The following is an 18,151-nucleotide window of genomic DNA, read 5'->3' as shown; positions in this document are numbered from 1 at the left end:
GGGCACGGATACCGGAAATTCTATCCGCGGCCCTTCTTCGCATAATGATCTGGTTGGTTTCAGGCCGACTTTAGGTTTATGCAGCCGAAGCGGCATCATCCCGCTGTTTTTAAATAACGATACGGGTGGTCCGATTTGCCGCTCAGTAACTGATGCGACGAAGATTTTGCAAGCCGTTGCCGGTTATGATCCTAAAGATTCGACGACGGTACAATCGAAAGGAAAAATCCCCGCCAACTATCAGCAATACTTAAAAAAAGACGGGCTAAAAGGAGCACGCATTGGTGTGTTAAGAATTTTAAGCGACCGCAATATCGATCCGCAGGTAAAAGCTTTGTTTAAACAAGCCATTGCCGATCTAAAAAAAGCAGGTGCAGTCATCGTTGATCCTTTGGATATTCCTAATTTTAATAAATTGGCACGCCAAAACTGGGGTTCTACTTTTCGCGAAGACATCAACGCTTACCTTGCATCGTTGGGCAGCAAAGCGCCGGTAAAAAACCTAAACGAAATTATTGCTTCGGGGAAGTTTGCCAATTACATTAAACCGAACATGGAATATTACCAGAGCGCGGGCAAGGCGAACCCGCAAGATTTACAGGACGCGTACCACGACACGCGGCGAATTGCTTTTCGTAATGCGATTGAAAAAGTGATGAACGAACAGCATTTAGGCGCGATCATTTATCCAACCTGGAATTATCCTCCTGCAAAAATTGGTGATTTTGCAGGTTACAAAGGCGATAATAGCCAGATCATTGCACCGCGGACTGGCCAGCCTGCTTTTACCATTCCGATGGGTTTTATTGATGATAATCTTCCGGCTGGTTTACAATTTTTGGGTAGGACGTTTGACGAGCCGACCTTGATTAAATACACTTACGCTTACGAGCAGGCGACGAAGCACCGCAAAGCACCGGAAGGGTTTGGAGATTTGAAGGGAAAGCACTAAAAATATACCGATAAAAGAAGCATTGTAAAATTTTAATAAGATAATTGCTTGTTTGCCAATTATCTTATCAAATTTTTACATTTGATATTAGACTTTGAATTTTAACCTCATAAAAAAAGCATCATCCCGGGTTGGTTAAAACCATTTCGGGATTTTTTGTTCCCCTCAAAACTAATCTTAACAACCAACAGTATAAGCTCTGTAAATCGAACTTTGGCAGGAAAAATGAGAAAACATATAGTATTAGGATTGTTGTTTATTATCGCTTTAACCTCCTGCTTAAAGCATGTGAGTCAGAGAGAAAAGCGGGAGTTTGCAGGCAGCATGGCAAGTGCGCTGCACTTAAAGTTTATCAATACTGACCCTGAATACGCCAGTCCGTACTTTCGGATTTACAATGATACCATTGTCGGGTTCCATACAGGAGTTGTTGATAACAAGGCACATTACTTTGTCCAAAGCATCAAAAACTTAAAGTTCAAAGTAGTAACCGGTAATGATTCTTTAAGGGACCCAAGTATTTCTCCAATTGACGCTTTCAAAAACGAAAGGTTATATTTTGGCAGGTTTGGAAGAAGCACCATGCAGACGTTAGACCTTGACGAGAACCTAAATGAATATTTCAGAAAATATGAGGACACGCTGTCTTATGCTAACAAGGTCATGCTTTATAAAAATATGGCCGTTATTACCAGTATGAACGGAATTTATGTATTCGACATTAAAAGCCAGAAACTCCTATGGAAATACTGGTACACTGAAATTGTGAACAATGGGATGAATGGCGTATTGGGCAACAAACTAGTATTTACAGAAACTGTGTCAGACACAGTTAAAAGAAGTGTGTACACCAATATTGTCTGCTTCGACTTGGACAAGCTCAAACAAAAATGGATCAGGATTTTGGATCATTCTATAACCTATGTTTACGCAAAGGACTACATGCCACGAGACCAGCTGTACAGTGATAACAATGAGGCCATAATTCCGCAAGGCGATGCGTGTTACAGGCTTGACCTGAATACAGGTTCTATTAGAGGGAAGTTTTTATGGGGCGGTTATTTCAGAAACAATCCTCGTTTTACAGTCGAAAATAGTAGGCTATATCTCGACAATCAATATACATTAGTTTGCATTGATCTAAACACGGGCAAGAAGATTTGGCAGATTAAAAATGCAGGATATTGGGAGTTCTATAAAAACTACGTTATTGCCAGCACTCCAGGTGTAAAGTTTTATCTGATTGTAAACAAATTTACTGGAAAAATAGAAAGTAAAATTCCAAAGCCAGACAATTATACAATGGACTTTGATGTTGTGGGCAATTATGTACTTATTAATCATGAATCGTTATATCAGTAATAGTTATAGCTGCCGCAACCACGCCAAATTTTACTAGATAAAAGAAGCATTGCCAACATCAACATAAAACCGAGCGCATCTTCTTTTTATAAACGTTTAAACAAACAATAGCAGCGCCGACTATGTTGGCTGTTTGGTTGACATTTTGGAAAAGAATACAGAAGCAGCTTTATCAATTTGGCTCGAACCGACGTAATCATCAAAAATATATCCCGCACAAATCCAGTCTATTTTTACAAAAACATGATCGCCGATACTTTTTTTGCCCTCCTAAATTCTGATAGGGTTACCGAACCTACACGCAAAGTTTTACTAAACCGCCTTACTGAAACAACCGATTCGCCTGCTTTTTTTACGGCAGAAGAATTTGCTTTGCTGCGTGCCGTGACCGATTGTTTGGTGGCGCAACCAGCCGAAGCACGTTTGGCCGATGTAGCAACAATGATGGATAACCGGCTGGCGGCACAAACCGGGCCGGGTTGGCGCTTTGATGAGCTTCCGGCAGATGGAACGGCGTACCAGATCGGTTTAAAAGGCATCAACGAAAGCGTGCTTCTTTTACATCATAAAAATTTTGCCGATCTCTCCCGCGAGGAAAAAAACAACCTGCTAAAAACAATACAGCAGGGAAACGCGCCGGGCGAAACCTGGAAAACATTTCCACCAACCCGGTTTTTTGAACTGATGCTGACCGAAACCACCGAACATTTTTACAGCCATCCTGCCGCACAGCAGGAAATTAATTACACGGGCTTTGCCGATGCCCAGGGCTGGCAAGTGCCCATACTTTAGCTTAAACTTTTACGCTTTTTAGCCCACCTATTTATGCGTTGTTACCCAACCAATGAAACCGTTGATGCTGTCATTATCGGGACAGGTGCCGGCGGTGCGCCTCTCATGGCACGTTTGGCCAAAGCCGGTTTAAAGGTTGTTGCGCTGGAAGCAGGCAATTACTGGAATCCGGCTGCCGATTTTTCGACCGATGAAATTGACCAAAACAAGCTTTTTTGGCCGCACGAAAGGCTGAGTGCCGGCAAAGATCCGCTTGCTTTTGGCCGCAATAATTCGGGTATTGGCGTGGGCGGTTCCACTTTGCACTACACGGCTTATACACCCCGGCCGCAGCCCGATGACTTCAACCTGAAAACTGATTTTGGTTTGGGAGAAGACTGGCCGTTGCAATACGAGGATTTGGAAGCTTATTACGATGAACTGGAGCACAACCTCGGCATTTCCGGCCCGGCCGTTTATCCTTGGGGGCCAACGCGAAAAACGTCTTACCCGCTTCCGCCATTGGCTTTAAATACGGCCGCGCAGTTGATGGAACGTGGCTGCAAACCACTCCATATTAAAACTTCCCCTGCGGCAAATGCGGCTTTGTCGGCTACTTATTTTCAAGAGCATATTGGCTGGCGCAATGCCTGCACCAACCGCGGCTTTTGCCAGGCTGGTTGCACCACGGGCGCCAAAGCAAGTATGGATGTTACGCTGGTTCTGGTGGCCATCCATGTTGGTGCCGAAGTAAGGCCGAACGCTTTTGTTACCGAAATCATCAAAAATAAATCGGGCAAAATTGAAGCTGTAGTTTACCGCAAAGACGGCAAAGAAGAAAAACAGCTTTGCAAAAACGTTTTCCTTTGTGCCGGGGCCGTTGAAACACCACGTTTATTGTTGATCAACGGTTTGGCCAACAGCAGCGGGCAAGTGGGCAAAAACTTTATGGCGCACACCGGTTTGCAGGTTTGGGGCGAATTTGACGAACTGCTCAACCCTTGGATTGGTATTCCCGGCGGTTTGATTTCCGAAGATATGCACCGCCCGGCGGACGCTGATTTTGCAGGCGGCTATCTGATCCAGTCCATCGGTGTAATGCCGGTAACTTATGCTTCGCAATTGGTTAGGGCAACCGGTATTTGGGGCGAGGAATTGCGCGAGCGGATGAAAGCTTACAAAAATGTGGCCGGTATCAACATGCAAGGCGATTGCCTGCCCTACGAACACAATTATTTAGAACTTTCGGACGAGCCGGACGATATAGGTTTGCCAAAACCGCGCATCCATTTTACCAACGGCGAAAACGAAACCCGGATGATGGCCCACGCCAAAAAAGTGATGGAAGACATTTGGAAAAACGCCGGTGCAAACCATTTATGGACGATGGACCGCAACGCGCACACCATCGGCACGTGCCGCATGGGCAACGATCCGGAGAGAAACGTAGTTGATAAAAACGGCCAGTCTTTTGATATTCCAAATCTGTACATTGCCGATAACTCCATTTTTCCGAGTGCTTTAAGCGCCAATCCTTCGCTTACGATTATGGCTTTAGCTTATCGGATTGCGGATGCTTTTTTGAAAGGGTTGGGTTGATTTTGAAGGCTTGGGTTGGATGCTTCTTTTATCGGTGTTTTTTTGGTGTAGTTGATGCGGTAGCAAAATTAGGAGTAACAATTGCAAAGTTTAGTTAAGTTTGTGTATAAACTAAAACTTTGGCGACTCATCATAAAATAATTAATGGAGATAGCAGATCAATGGGCGAAATTGCTGATCAAACTGTGCATCTTGCTATTACTTCTCCTCCTTACTGGCAGCTTAAAGATTATGGTACTGATACTCAAATTGGTTATCATCACAGCTACGAAGATTATATTAACAACTTAAACTTAGTTTGGAAAGAATGTTACCGTGTTTTACATAATGGTTGCCGTTTGTGTGTAAACATTGGCGACCAATTTGCCAGAGCCGTTTATTACGGCCGATATAAAGTAATTCCAATCCGGGAAGAAATTATTAAGTTTTGCGAGAATGTTGGCTTTGATTATATGGGAGCTATTATCTGGCAAAAAGTAACTACGTCTAATACAACCGGTGGTGGTGTACAGATGGGATCATATCCTTATCCGCGAAACGGAATTTTGAAAATTGATTATGAATTTATTTTGGTTTTTAAGAAATTAGGAGACGCACCTAAACCAACTAAAGAACAGAAAGAATTATCAAAAATGACAAACGAGGAATGGAATACAAACTTTGCCAGTCACTGGAATTTTGCAGGCGCGCGCCAGAACAATCATATTGCCATGTTCCCGGAAGAATTGCCCAAACGGCTGATTAAGATGTTTTCTTTTGTTGGAGAAACCGTACTTGATCCCTTTGCAGGAAGCGGCACAACTTCACTTGCAGCAAAAAAGCTTGATCGTAATTCTGTTGGCTATGAAATCAATGCCGAGTTTATTCCTATTATTCAAGAAAAATTAGGAAGCCAACAAACAGATATGGATGGAACTTCATACAAGTTTATTAAACAAAAATCGATTGTAGATTTTGATGCCGAAATTCAAAAATTACCTTACCTATTTAAGGACCCACATACTTTAGATAAAAAGGTTGATCTAAAGAAACTACAATATGGTTCTAAGATTGATAAAGACAGCTCAACAAAACGTGAAGATTTTTATACAGTAAAAGAAGTAATAAGCCCTGAAAAAGTATTACTTAACAACGGGTTAATTGTAAAGCTTATCGGCATAAAAGAAGATCCAATTATCAATGGAAAAGCAACTTCTTTTTTAATTGACAAAATAAAAGGTAAAAAGGTTTTTCTTCGTTATGATACCGAAAAATATGACAGTGAGAATAATTTGATGTGTTACTTATACTTGGAAAATAAAACTTTTATTAATGCACATTTAATAAAGAATGGATTAGTGCAAGTAGATGATACTTTTAACTTTAAATATAAAAACAAATTTATAACTCTTCACCATAAGTAATATGGATCAAAAAGATCAATTGTTAGAACAATTATCTATTAGCCAAAGAGGCTATATAACAGACTCTTATTCAATGTCTATAGGTGAATTTATGAATATGTATAGAGACAAGGAATTAATAGTTAATCCAAAATATCAAAGAGAGTTTAGGTGGTCTGACTTACAACAATCTAGATTTATTGAATCAATCCTATTACAAATTCCATTACCATCAATTTTTATATTTCAAGATAAGAAGAAATGGGAAGTAATTGATGGACTTCAAAGATTATCAACTATATTTTTATTTACTGGAATATCTGAGCTAAAAGACAAAGAAGGAAATTCATTTCCTCCAACCGTATTAAAAGGAACAAAAACTATCAAAGCATTGGAATCCATGCAATGGTCTGATTTTAATGATGAAATCCAATTTGACTTTAAAAAAACTAAAATGGAAGTTAAGATCATAAAAGATGTTTCATTGGAAAAATCAAAAGCAAAGTTTGAATTATTTCAAAGGTTAAACCAAAAACCTTCGATTTTATCAGGGCAGGAATACAGAAATGCACTTTTGATTATGTATGATGAAAGAATTTTTGATTGGTTGAAATCTCTTTCTGAATATTCTAATTTCAGAAATTGTATTTCCGGTTTAGAGGACAGATGGTTAAAAGAACAGTATGATAAAGAATTAATACTTAGACTTTTTGTTTTTCCTATGTATGATCTAAAATCTAAATTCAAGAAAGTTGACGATTATTTGGATGATTCAATATTTTATTCTGAAGATGGTTCTTTATTAGATAAAATTGAAAATGGAGAATTTAGTTTAGAAAGCGAAAAGCTAAAATTTGAAAAAACCTTTGATATATTATATAAAGCTAAGGGCGCAGAAATTTTTAAAAGAAGTACAGGGAGTAGCGGACAGCAATTTTTAGAGTCGTATTACGAAGCTATAGCGATTGGACTGTATTTCAATATAGACAATTATTCAGAAGATGACATTGAATTTATTTTATCAAAAATAGATAATTTAGAAGGTCAAGATGACTTCAAAAAAGCAAGAGGTATTGGAACAAATACAGAAATAAGAATTAAAAAATTAGTGCCTTTTAGTAAGGTTTACTTTTCTATAAATGAGTAAGAATAATAGAAATACATCAGAATTACAAGATAATCTTAATAATGATTTTATTTTTAGGCGGGATGAGTTGAAGACTATAAAGAGTTTAGTTGATAACAATTTAAAAAAGCCGGAAGGAAAAGTGTATGCTAAAAACTTAATTGTTTTTCTATATGCCCACTGGGAGGGCTTTATTAAATATTCTAGCGAATGTTATCTTCAGTTTATATCTCATCAAAACTTAAGATATAGAGATTTGAAATATGGTTTGTTAGCTATTAGTAATTTACAAAAAATATCAGATTACGTAGAATCTCATGTTGCTCTAAAAATAACTGCTATTAAAGAGTTACTTTCAAACATGGATCAAAAAGCAATTATTCCTTATGGTTATTCGATCGCTACTTATTCAAAACTTAATACTGAAACACTTCAAGAAATATGTCTAATAATTGGATTAGATGCTGATAAATATTCTTTAAAAAAAGGAATAATTGATGAGAAACTAGTAAGAGTAAGAAATGAAATAGCTCACGGTGAGTTAAAGCCTATAAATCCAGAAGATAGTATTGATACCTATAATTTAGTATTTCCTATAATGGAAGAATTTAAAAATGATATTGAGAATAGTGTTTCTACCATAAGTTATAATATTAATTATGCCTATTAAACGTTATTCAAAAGAGTTTGGTAAAAAAGAGAAAGTCCTAAACTACGCTACACAAACTTATCAACTTTCAAGACCAAATAAAGTAGGTGCTGTTATGGCATTGATACGGGAATGCCAGCCTAAAAACTTTGAAGACTGGCAGCAATGGTATTTTGAAAATGCTCATACTGATGGTAAAAATTCTTCTAAAGTTTCTCCTCAAAGTTTAGAAGAATTAGGAGAAAGGCTGTATGTAAAAATTAAAGAAATAGTTATTCCTGAATGGACAGAAGCTTTTAACCAACTAACCTTACAAGATTGTATAGATTATATTGTTAACTTAACAATAAACAGAACTTATGATGGTTTTATCCGGGAAAAATCTGTAGTGCATGATAACTTAATTAAAAAATTTCCACAAGTTAAATTTGAAGAAAGCGATCCTGTTTTAGATCATGCCGGTGATATTGATTATTTAGGTTGGGTTGGCGATAAAGCTTTTGGTTTACAAATCAAACCAGTAACAACAAGAGCTAATTTTGGTAATTATTCCGCTTCAGAAAGAATGCAAAACAGCTTTAAGAATTTTATGAAACAATATGGCGGTAATGTTTTTATCGTAATTAGCTTGGATGATAAAATCAAAAATGAAGAAGTTGAAGCACAAATTGCTGCTGAAGTAGAGCGGCTTTCAACAAAATAGTTGAACAAAGATTTCTCCCTTTAGGCTAAACAGCAGCAACCCTACTTCTTCACCCAACCCGTTTCCCCGCCAGCTTCCACCAAATAAAAACTTTCAAAACTGCCCAATACGTTAACTGGTTTTCCGGCGGCCAAAATGGTTTTTCGGGGAGAAATGGTATCCGGTTGCGCATACAAAGCTTCGGCTGCTTTTGGCGTTAATTTTCTCAACGGCACTTCTACGGCAGTAACTGTTTTGCTGTTTAAGTAGCCCGAACTTCCATCTGGCAAAGTTACTTTATAATAATTGCCGGTTGCGGCTTCAACATGCAAAGCCGTTGCTTCGGGTAATGCTTCTTTTACCGATGCTTTTTCGGTGGGCTCTGTTAATAGTTTACTGTTGCGGTTGTTGGTGCGCACCGTTGCATTCAGGTTTTTAAGTGAAGCGGTAACCGGTTCGGGTTTTTTGGTAATGGGCGCAACAAACGTAAGCGGATTGACCGCGCCGCCATTGGTATAAATGCCAAAATGCAGGTGCGATGGTGTAGTGCGTGCATTGCCGGTATTGCCAACCAAACCAACCGTGTCGCCAACATTAACATGCTGCCCGTTGTGCACCAACTGCGAATCCAAATGCGCATAATACAACGTGTAATCGGCATCATCCGGGTGAAGGAAAACCACTTTTCCGCCCAATTTATTTTGTCCTGGCTGTGCAATTCCGTTTGCCGCGGCCAAAGCCGGTGTTCCTTTTTTGGCGAAAATATCAATGCCTTCATGTTTGCGGATACCGGCATCACGCTCGGCACCAAAAAAACTGCCGATATTGGGCTTGCCCGAAGCCGCAACCGGAAAAGCCAAGGCCGGGCCGGATTGAATGGTCAACGTATATTCGCCGCTGCGCAACAATTCGGGTTGCAAACGGAGCAAATAAGTTCCCGCCTGTTTCACTTCTACCACCAATGGTTTACCGGTGGTATCTGCCGAAGCCAGCAACTGGTTTTGCTGGCCGTTTTGCTGCCACACATCCATAAAAACAGTAAAATTTTGTGCCGGGTTTTTGCTGAGGCTGATGTACAGCTTCTCCCCTCTTTTGCCTTCAAACTGAAACGTGGCCGCCCGTATTTTTTCGGCAGCAAAAAAACCGGTTTCTTTATATGGAACAGTGATGTGCGTTGCTTTACCCAAACTCTGGTCTGCCGTTTGCAGCCATTCGTTTCCCATCGCGGTTTGCTGTAAACCTGCTGTTTTTAAACGGTTGCCGTACGTATCATGCGGCGACATCTTTTTAAACAAACCCGCTGGGCCAATGCTGTTGCACGAAAAAAACACCGATAAAAGAAGCATCCCAAACAGGCTTTGGGTTTTGGGTTGGGAAATGGGTTTCATAAACATTATTGCTCCTTGATTTTAACCTTGAAAAAGAACGAATGTTTGTTGTCATCCTTGTAAAGGTTTAGCCCTTCGATAACAAAAACGAAAAAAGGGATACTGTTTTTATACCGATAAAAACAGTATCCCTCAAACTAAATGTGGCTTGGTTAGTACCGCTTCACATTAAAATCAGAAATGCCGCCTTTTAAATTGAGGTAGATTTTCCGGGGCGCATTGTCAAACCCGGCGGTTTGGTATTCGTTGTCGCTTTTGGATTCAAAACCATCAAAAGATTTGGAAGACAAACCGGTTTTGCTGATGATATGGCAGGCCGCATTGCTTGGCACGCTGATGTTCACTTCCGAAACGCCGGTAGAAACATCCACATTCATCACAGCCATTGGTTGCCCTAACTTTAAATCCATCGAAGTTGCGCCGCCTTTTACCAATAGTTTACGCACTTTAAATTTGCTCAGGTCCAAATCCATTTTGCTGGCCCCCGAAGCAATATCAATATCCCAAACCGGGTTTATGTTCAGTTTGATGTTGGCCTGGTTGCCTTTATCATCGTTGTCCCAATTGATGGAATTGCGCGAACTGCTGGTGTTAAAATTGATGGTTTTGCCAGAATCCGTTGCCATCGTATTAAAGTTGAACTTGCCTGACATTTCGTGGGTGCTGGCGCTAAAAAGTTGGTTCGTAGTATCTTGCAAAACATACGTTGCGCCGCCGCCTTTGATGTTTAGCGATACTGTTTTTACCGCCGCAGAATAGGGTTCGTTATACGTTCGGCTGCCTTCTAACTTCATTACGCCTTTCTCGTTGTCATCGTCGTCATCAATATTGAAATCGTTATCGCCGTTAAAAAAATGGTTGCCAAACTGGCGGCCAAAAAAATGATGGTTTGGCGGTTGCAGGCCGCGGTAAGCAACAATGCCCAGCACCGCAGCAAAAATTAAGGCGCGAAGTGTTGTAATGCCCGTAGAATTATAATGTGAAGTAACCAAATTTACGCCTGATACAATTAGCAGCAGCGGCCACAAGCTTAAAATATTGCTCCAGTGAAAGTTGATCACATTAAAATTATCCAGTAAAAACAGTATGCCGATGCACAGCAGCAACATACCGGTAAATAATCGGTCGCGTTTCATGGTTTAAATATTATTAGAATTATCGTTTGGGTTGATGCCAGACCAGTCTTCTTTTTTGGCCGTTGTTTCCGGTTCGATGGTTTTATTTTTAGCGCGAAAGATAAGCACCAAACCAATCACCACCAAAATAATCGGCCAAAACTGCTCGAAATTGAACCAGTACGGAATGATGTCTAACTGATCCAGCAGGAAAAAAACGCCCAGCAAAATCAGTACAATGCCGCCAATTTGGGCCACATTTTTATTGTTGTTTACCCTAAAATTTTGATTGGCAGATTGAAAAGGACGGCTTTCATCATGCACGGTATAGTCAACCAAAGGCTCGTTCAAAATGGTGTTTCTGCGGGGCATCACAATCCACAAAACAATGTAGGCCAGCGTGCCGCCACCATGATAAATCAACGTTAACACAAAAATTAAGCGCACAATGGTTACATCAATACTAAAATAATCGGCCAGGCCGGCGCAAACGCCTGCTATTACTTTCCGGTTTTCGTCGCGGTACAATTTCTTTTCCATGATCTTTTATAATTTTAAATTTCTTTTGTTGTGGTTTGGATAATCAGCTCATCAACATTGGCCCCGGCACTCATCTTTAAACAAGTGATTATTGCTGCAGCAACATCTTGGGGCAAGATAAATTTTTCGGTTGTAATTGTTGTCCCGTTCCAGGAATCCGTCAACGTTGACCCCGGAAAAACCGCCGTTACTTTTACCTGATAAGCTTTCATTTCTTCGCGCATAACATCATTAAGACCGCGCTGTGCAAACTTTGTTACAGAATAACTTCCGGCATTTGCAACAACTTGTTTGCCGGCAACCGAGCAGATGTTAAAGATGTGTCCATGCTTTGCAGCCATCAGTTTTTTTCCGAAGAAACGGTACAATTCGTAGCCAGCCATCAGGTTTAAATCCAACTGTTTTTGCAGGTTGTTTTCTTCTTCCTCCAAAATACTTGCCGGAAAAAATGCGCCAACATTGTTAATAATGATTTGGATGGATTGAAGTTCTTGTTCCGCTTCGGCAGCAAACTGGCAAACTTCATCGCGCAAACTGCAATCAGTAGAACGAATAAAAACTTTAATTTGCGGATTGATTTGCAGCAATGCTTCTTTTACCTGCAATAATTCTTTGTCGTTCCTGGAACAAATTGCCAGGTTAATACCTTCTTTGGCCAGTGCTTTGGCAATTGCCAGTCCGATGCCTTTGGTGGCGCCTGTTATCAGTGCGTTTTGCATGGATAAAATTAGCTTAAAAACAGCATCGGCACTTAAATTGAAAAAATGTATTTTTAAAAAAATTTAAAGGATGATTTTTCACCACTTAGGGAAGTATATATTATTGCTGCAGGCAAGCTTTAAAAAGCCGGAAAAATTTAAGGTTTACTGGAGCGAAATTATGCGCGAAATGGTTTCCATCGGCATTGGTTCGCTGGGCATTGTTTGTATCATTTCGGTTTTTATCGGGGGCGTTTCTACCGTGCAAACAGCGTTTCAATTGGTTAGTAATTTAATTCCGCGTTCAATTATTGGCGGAATTACGCGGGATTCGGCCATTTTAGAATTCAGCCCGACGATTACTTCTTTGGTTTTGGCCGGCCGGGTTGGTTCGAGTATTGCCTCACAAATCGGGACGATGCGCGTAACCGAACAGATTGACGCGCTGGAAATTATGGGCGTAAATGCGCCGGGCTACTTGATTTTGCCGAAAATAATTGGTGGCGTCACTATGTTTCCGCTGCTAATTATTCTTTCCATTTGCCTATCGTTATTTGGCGGTTATATTGCCGGTTCTGCCTCCGGAGCGGTTTCTTCAAACGATTTTATCATTGGTTTAACAACCGATTTTAACCCGCTTTTTGCCCGTATCGCGCTGATCAAAGCCTTGGTTTTTGCGTTTATCATCACCAGCGTTTCGGCTTATCAGGGTTATTATACTTCGGGTGGTGCGCTGGAAGTTGGGCAGGCCAGCACACGCGGCGTGGTAATGAGCTGTATCATTATCCTTTGTGCCGATTATTTGATAGCCCAGTTGATGTTATGATTGAGATTAAAGATATTAATAAAAGTTTTGGCGATAAGCAGGTTTTAAAAGGTATTTCTGCTGTTTTTAACCAAGGCATGAGCAACCTGATCATTGGCGGCTCGGGTTCCGGGAAAACAACCTTGCTAAAATGTATTGTAGGTTTGCACGAACCCGAAAAAGGCGAAGTGTTGTACAGCAACCAAAATTTTACGGCAATGGATTTCGAGCAGCGCATCCCGATCCGTAAAGAAATTGGCATGTTATTTCAAAATTCGGCTTTGTTTGATTCGATGACGGTGGAAGAAAATATCATTTTTCCATTGAATTTATTCACTGAAATGTCGTTGTCAGAAAAAAGGGACCGCGCTAATTATTGCCTCGACAAAGTGAACCTTAAAAACACCAACAAACTTTTTCCATCCGAGCTTTCGGGCGGGATGAAAAAACGGGTCGGCATTGCCCGCGCCATCACCATGCAGCCCAAATATTTGTTTTGTGATGAACCGAACTCCGGCTTGGACCCAAAAACTTCTATCGTAATTGATGAACTGATTAAAGACATCACCGAAGAAAACAACATCACCACTGTTGTTGTAACCCACGATATGAACTCGGTAATGGGCATTGGCGATAATATTTTGTTTTTGCACAACGGCGAAAAATGGTGGCAAGGCTCCAACAAAGAAATTGCCCACACGGATAACCCTGAACTGAACAGTTTTGTATTTGCCAGCAAATTTATGCAGGCAGCAAAGGAAAAGTTGTAAAAGAGCGGTTAGCCATCAGCTTTCAGCAATCAGTCAATGCAAGTTGACGATAGAAAACCGCTGAAAATTGATTGCTAATAGCTAAATAAATTATAAAAGAGCGGTTAGCAGTCAGTTTTCAGCCATCAGCCACTGCAATGGCGATAGAAAAGCACTGAAAGCTGATGGCTGATAGCTGACAGCTAAACAAAAATGATCCAACTCCTTACCCCACAACATTGGAAAGATTACGAACTGATTGATTGCGGCAACTTTGAAAAACTGGAACGTTTTGGCAACCTGGTTTTAATCCGGCCTGAACCGCAAGCCGTTTGGGGCAAAAGCTTACCAGAAAATGAGTGGCAAAAACAGCATCATATCCGTTTTAAAGGCCGTTCGGCAACTTCGGGCGAATGGTTGAAAAAGAACCAGGCCACACCCGACCGTTGGCACATCGAATACCAAAACCCGGAAGTTTCCATCAAACTACGTCTTGGACTAACTTCTTTTAAACACGTTGGCGTTTTCCCTGAGCAAGCGGTAAACTGGGATTATATTTCTGCCAACATTAAAAAACTAAAAACACCGCAGCCTAAATTTTTAAACCTGTTTGCTTATACTGGTGCGGCTTCGCTGATTGCGCGTGCTGCCGGTGCAGAAGTTACGCATGTGGATTCGATCAAACAAGTGGTTACCTGGGCGAATGAAAATATGCAATTATCCGGGCTAAACAACATTCGCTGGGTGGTGGAAGATGCGCTGAAATTTGTAAAACGCGAACTGAAACGGGGCAACAAATACAACGGCATCATCCTCGATCCGCCAGCTTTTGGCCACGGGCCAAACGGCGAGAAATGGAAACTGGAAGACAATATCCTGGAAATGATGCTGGACGTAGTAAAACTGCTGGACGAGCAGGAACATTTTTTGATCCTCAACACCTATTCGCTTGGTTTTTCTTCGGTAATTGTAGAAAACCTGATCCGTAACGCTTATCCCAAAGCAAAAAACTTAGAAACCGGCGAACTTTATTTACAGGCAACCGCCGGAAGCAAACTGCCTTTAGGCGTTTTCGGCAAGTTTAACAACCTGTAAAAAATGCTGCTAAAAGAAGCATTGCCGCTTTTTCGTGCCGAAAATGAACGGATAGAAAAGCCCGTTTTTTTAATTGATATTGTTATGTTTGATTTTTGGAACCGAAAGTAATCAACCAACGTATGAGAAATTTTTAATTGCTTGTTAATTTCAGGCTGATAAAAACAGTATTGAATTATTTGCAGCACCGCTATCTTTAAAACAAAAATGAACCTTAAAAAAGCCTTATTACATTTAACTTTTGCCTGTACATCGCTCACCATGCTCACCAATTGCAGTGAAAGCAGCACGGCCGGAAAACTATTTGCCGAAACAGGTGTAAAACAAGCAGCCGCGGATACGTCAAACCTAAAAAAAACACCGCCGCCGCCAAAACCAATCGATACAAAACAGTATGATTCGTTGATGAGAAAACTGGCCAACGGCGATACCACCGGAAACTGGCCGGTAAAAAACACGCCTTATCCATTGGCTGGCGCCATTTTGCCTGAGCATCGCATTGTTGCTTTTTACGGAAATTTGTACTCAAAAAGGATGGGGATTTTGGGCGAACTGCCGCCAAACGAAATGCTGCGAAAATTGGATTCTGAAGTAAAAAACTGGGAAAAAGCCGATCCTTCCACGCCTGTCATCCCGGCCTTGCATTATATCGCTATTGTTGCGCAGGGCGATGGTGGCGCCGACGGAAAGTTTCGTTACCGCATGCCTTTTAAACAGATTGATTCGGTTTTGGCCATCGCTAAAAAGCGGGATGCTTTGGTTTTTCTGGATGTGCAGGTTGCTTTGAGCAATATCCGCACAGAATTGCCTTTGTTTGAAAAATACTTGAAAATGCCAAATGTTCATTTTGGAATGGACCCGGAATTTTCGATGAAAAGCGGTGCCAAACCCGGAACAAAAATCGGCACGTATGATGCGGACGATATTAATTTTGCATCCAACTACTTAACCGATTTGGTAAAGAAAAACAACCTCACACCAAAAATCCTGATTGTGCACCGCTTCACCAAAAACATGGTTACCAATTACAAACAAATCAAACTGCACCCAGAAGTGCAACTGGTGATGGACATGGACGGCTGGGGCGAACCAGAACTGAAAAAAGGCACGTACCGCAACCACATCTACAAAGAACCTGTGCAGTTTACCGGCTTTAAATTGTTCTACAAAAACGATTTAAAAAAAGCGCCCAACCATATGATGACACCGGGCGAAGTGCTTGCCTTGAAACCAAAACCGATCTATATCCAGTATCAGTAAAAATAATTTTGTCAATTTTACCTCATTAAAAACAGCATCGCAAATCAAAAGCCTGGTGTTTACGTTGTTAAGGCATGAGTAAGAAAGCAACGTTTGGCGGAGGGTGTTTTTGGTGCACCGAAGCTGTTTTTCAGAATGTAAAAGGCGTGATTAAATCCGTTTCGGGCTATATGGGTGGCGCGGTTAAAAACCCGACTTACGAGCAGGTTTGCAGCGGCAATACCGGCCATGCCGAAGTGATCGAAGTTGAATACGACCCGGCAGTAATTTCTTTTAATGAATTGTTGCTGATCTTTTTCAAAACACATAACCCAACAACTTTAAACCGCCAGGGCAACGATAGCGGCACGCAATACCGTTCAGTCATTTTTTATGCAGATGAAGAACAAAAAGCCGAGGCCGAAGCCATGATCAAACAATTGGATGCGGAAGGTATTTTCGACCAAAAAATTGTAACACAAGTAGTTCCGGCCGAAACTTTTTACAAAGCAGAAGGCTATCACCAAAATTACTTTAACAACAATTCCAACCAGCCTTATTGTGCCTTTGTGATCCAGCCCAAACTGAACAAGTTTATCAAAGAATTTAAAGAGAAAACAACTTTGGCCTATTAAAAACGACACCAATTTTTAGGGGATAAAAGAAGCATTTGTGTAAAAGCAAGTGCTTCTTTTTTTTGTCCTGGAGAAAAGAAATTATTTTTTGCTTTCTTTATGCTTGTAGAAAAAAATACTTTCAATGATCAAACCAAACCTTCATTTGCTGATAATTTTTTGCCTTTGCCTCAGTTTTAATATCAAAGCCCATGCGCAGTCCGACACCGGTAAAGTAAAAAAACAAACTTATATCCAAGTGTATTACTCGCTTACCAATACAGCCGGGACCCTTGGCGGCAAATCTAATTTATCTGTAGAAGTAGGCAAACAATGGAATGTGTTTAGCTTAGGGCTTGACCTGGGCAAAACCACTTTAGAACCCATACACGGCAGGGATACATCGTTTTATTTCGAAGTTAGGCCAAACCTTAATATTTTTCAGCAAGGCAGGTTTACCAATACCCTTACGGTGGGCGTAGGTTATGTTTTTTTTGCCCCCAATAATTTTTTGAGTGAATTGACTTCCGGTATCGAGTACACCGCTTCTGACCGCTTGCACCTAAATGCCAACTTCGGTACATTTTATTATAGCGGAAGATATACGGCAACTTCGGCAACCTTCTTCGGGATATCTGCCTCCTATTATTTTTTGCCTTATAAAAACAGGTCTTCTATCTTTAAGCCGAGATGATTTTTGAATTAATAGTTTCTGTAAATGGATAGTAGCTAATTGTAACCAAAAAACCCGCATACTTCTTTTACCACTAAAATTTCCGCCAACATAACCGCACCTGCTTTTCAGCTTTTTTAATAGCTTTGAAATCCTTGTAAAACAGCAAATGCAATACTGTTTTTAAGGCATAAAAATCATTGATCTGAATGCTAACTGTAGAAAAAATCGGGGGCACTTCCATGACGTCCCTCAAAGATGTGCTTAAAAATATCATCCTGTTTAACCGTACCGGCGATGAGTTGTACAACCGCATTTTTGTGGTTTCGGCTTTTTCGGGCGTTACCAATTTGTTGCTGGAAAACAAAAAAACCGGCGAACCAGGCGTTTACCATTTGATCGCCAATTATCAGGATTTTCATGCTGCACTGAACGACCTGATTATCAAACTTCAAACCATTAATAAAAATTATGTTGATTTAGGTTTGGATTTGGCCGCTGCCGATCAGTTTATCGAAAAACGTGTCCGCGATGCGCAAAAATATTTAGAAAACTTGGTCAATATTCTGGCTTCGGGTTATGTAAGCGAGGAAGGGATTTTGCAGGCTGCACGCGAAATTTTGGCTTCCATCGGCGAAACGCATTCGGCTTTTAACTTTACCAACATCCTGCAAAACAACCGCATCAATGCTACTTGTATTGATTTAAGCGG

Annotated in this window: 18 protein-coding genes and 1 pseudogene; 15 read left to right on the top strand and 4 right to left on the bottom strand. The window is 40.6% G+C overall.

The genetic code is table 11. The features are described from left to right. The 8 genes from Q0192_RS04630 to Q0192_RS04595 form a co-directional block, all read left to right on the top strand. Positions 1-952, top strand: a 952-nt coding sequence (locus Q0192_RS04630) for an amidase family protein (RefSeq protein WP_299286773.1), incomplete at its 5' end; no start/stop codon positions are given. Positions 953-1,240: 288 nt separating this feature from the next. Next, a complete protein-coding gene (locus Q0192_RS04625; protein WP_299286770.1) occupies positions 1,241-2,314 on the top strand; it encodes a hypothetical protein in 1,074 nt (357 codons plus the stop codon). Between the two features lie 243 nt (positions 2,315-2,557). Continuing rightward, positions 2,558-3,106 (top strand): gluconate 2-dehydrogenase subunit 3 family protein, encoded by a 549-nt coding sequence (locus Q0192_RS04620; protein WP_299286767.1) that lies wholly within the window; start codon positions 2,558-2,560, stop codon positions 3,104-3,106. A gap of 33 nt (positions 3,107-3,139) precedes the next feature. Beyond that, positions 3,140-4,684 (top strand): GMC family oxidoreductase, encoded by a 1,545-nt coding sequence (locus Q0192_RS04615; RefSeq protein WP_299286764.1) that lies wholly within the window; start codon positions 3,140-3,142, stop codon positions 4,682-4,684. A 161-nt stretch (positions 4,685-4,845) separates the two neighbouring features. Continuing rightward, complete coding sequence (locus Q0192_RS04610) at positions 4,846-6,087, top strand: DNA methyltransferase (RefSeq protein WP_299286761.1); 1,242 nt, start codon at positions 4,846-4,848, stop codon at positions 6,085-6,087. 1 nt (position 6,088) lies between these two features. After that, a complete protein-coding gene (locus Q0192_RS04605; RefSeq protein ID WP_299286758.1) occupies positions 6,089-7,213 on the top strand; it encodes a DUF262 domain-containing protein in 1,125 nt (374 codons plus the stop codon). After that, positions 7,206-7,862: an MAE_28990/MAE_18760 family HEPN-like nuclease gene (locus Q0192_RS04600; protein WP_299286756.1), complete on the top strand. Its 657-nt coding sequence runs from the start codon at positions 7,206-7,208 to the stop codon at positions 7,860-7,862. The genes Q0192_RS04605 and Q0192_RS04600 overlap by 8 nt, the downstream gene beginning before the upstream one ends. Continuing rightward, entirely contained in the window at positions 7,852-8,544 is a 693-nt protein-coding gene (locus Q0192_RS04595) for an MjaI family restriction endonuclease (RefSeq protein WP_299286754.1), read from the top strand. The genes Q0192_RS04600 and Q0192_RS04595 overlap by 11 nt, the downstream gene beginning before the upstream one ends. A gap of 41 nt (positions 8,545-8,585) precedes the next feature. Here Q0192_RS04595 and Q0192_RS04590 read toward each other — a convergent pair whose 3' ends face one another. From Q0192_RS04590 to Q0192_RS04575, 4 genes are all read right to left on the bottom strand, one after another. Then, entirely contained in the window at positions 8,586-9,911 is a 1,326-nt protein-coding gene (locus tag Q0192_RS04590) for a M23 family metallopeptidase (protein ID WP_299286753.1), read from the bottom strand. Between the two features lie 152 nt (positions 9,912-10,063). Beyond that, on the bottom strand, positions 10,064-11,047 hold the full coding sequence (locus tag Q0192_RS04585) for a DUF5668 domain-containing protein (protein ID WP_299286751.1): 984 nt from the start codon (positions 11,045-11,047) through the stop codon (positions 10,064-10,066). 3 nt (positions 11,048-11,050) lie between these two features. Continuing rightward, positions 11,051-11,566, bottom strand: coding sequence for a PspC domain-containing protein (locus Q0192_RS04580; protein ID WP_299286749.1), 516 nt, complete (start codon positions 11,564-11,566; stop codon positions 11,051-11,053). A 14-nt stretch (positions 11,567-11,580) separates the two neighbouring features. Continuing rightward, entirely contained in the window at positions 11,581-12,285 is a 705-nt protein-coding gene (locus Q0192_RS04575) for an SDR family oxidoreductase (protein ID WP_299286747.1), read from the bottom strand. Positions 12,286-12,355: 70 nt separating this feature from the next. On the opposite strand from Q0192_RS04575, the gene Q0192_RS04570 reads away from it, so the two are divergent. The 7 genes and pseudogenes from Q0192_RS04570 to Q0192_RS04540 all read left to right on the top strand — a co-directional run. Further along, the gene (locus tag Q0192_RS04570; protein WP_299286746.1) at positions 12,356-13,090 is read left to right on the top strand and encodes an ABC transporter permease; all 735 of its coding nucleotides are present in this window, start codon (positions 12,356-12,358) and stop codon (positions 13,088-13,090) included. Beyond that, positions 13,087-13,839 carry an ATP-binding cassette domain-containing protein gene (locus Q0192_RS04565; protein WP_299286744.1) on the top strand — a complete coding sequence of 251 codons (753 nt, stop codon included), beginning with the start codon at positions 13,087-13,089 and terminating at the stop codon, positions 13,837-13,839. The genes Q0192_RS04570 and Q0192_RS04565 overlap by 4 nt, the downstream gene beginning before the upstream one ends. 192 nt (positions 13,840-14,031) lie before the next feature. Beyond that, positions 14,032-14,913 carry a class I SAM-dependent methyltransferase gene (locus tag Q0192_RS04560; protein ID WP_299286742.1) on the top strand — a complete coding sequence of 294 codons (882 nt, stop codon included), beginning with the start codon at positions 14,032-14,034 and terminating at the stop codon, positions 14,911-14,913. A 207-nt stretch (positions 14,914-15,120) separates the two neighbouring features. Continuing rightward, the gene (locus tag Q0192_RS04555; protein ID WP_299286740.1) at positions 15,121-16,173 is read left to right on the top strand and encodes a hypothetical protein; all 1,053 of its coding nucleotides are present in this window, start codon (positions 15,121-15,123) and stop codon (positions 16,171-16,173) included. Between the two features lie 74 nt (positions 16,174-16,247). Further along, complete coding sequence (gene msrA, locus Q0192_RS04550; RefSeq protein ID WP_299286738.1) at positions 16,248-16,787, top strand: peptide-methionine (S)-S-oxide reductase MsrA; 540 nt, start codon at positions 16,248-16,250, stop codon at positions 16,785-16,787. 124 nt (positions 16,788-16,911) lie between these two features. Continuing rightward, positions 16,912-17,460: a hypothetical protein gene (locus tag Q0192_RS04545; RefSeq protein WP_299286735.1), complete on the top strand. Its 549-nt coding sequence runs from the start codon at positions 16,912-16,914 to the stop codon at positions 17,458-17,460. Positions 17,461-17,681: 221 nt separating this feature from the next. After that, positions 17,682-18,151: pseudogene (locus Q0192_RS04540) on the top strand (aspartate kinase); the annotation flags it as partial.

It is taken from the genome of uncultured Mucilaginibacter sp. (assembly GCF_937859865.1).
Lineage (GTDB): Bacteria > Bacteroidota > Bacteroidia > Sphingobacteriales > Sphingobacteriaceae > Mucilaginibacter_A.
The sequence above is the reverse complement of the archived record's forward strand: the minus strand, read 5'-3'. Positions and strand labels throughout refer to the sequence as shown.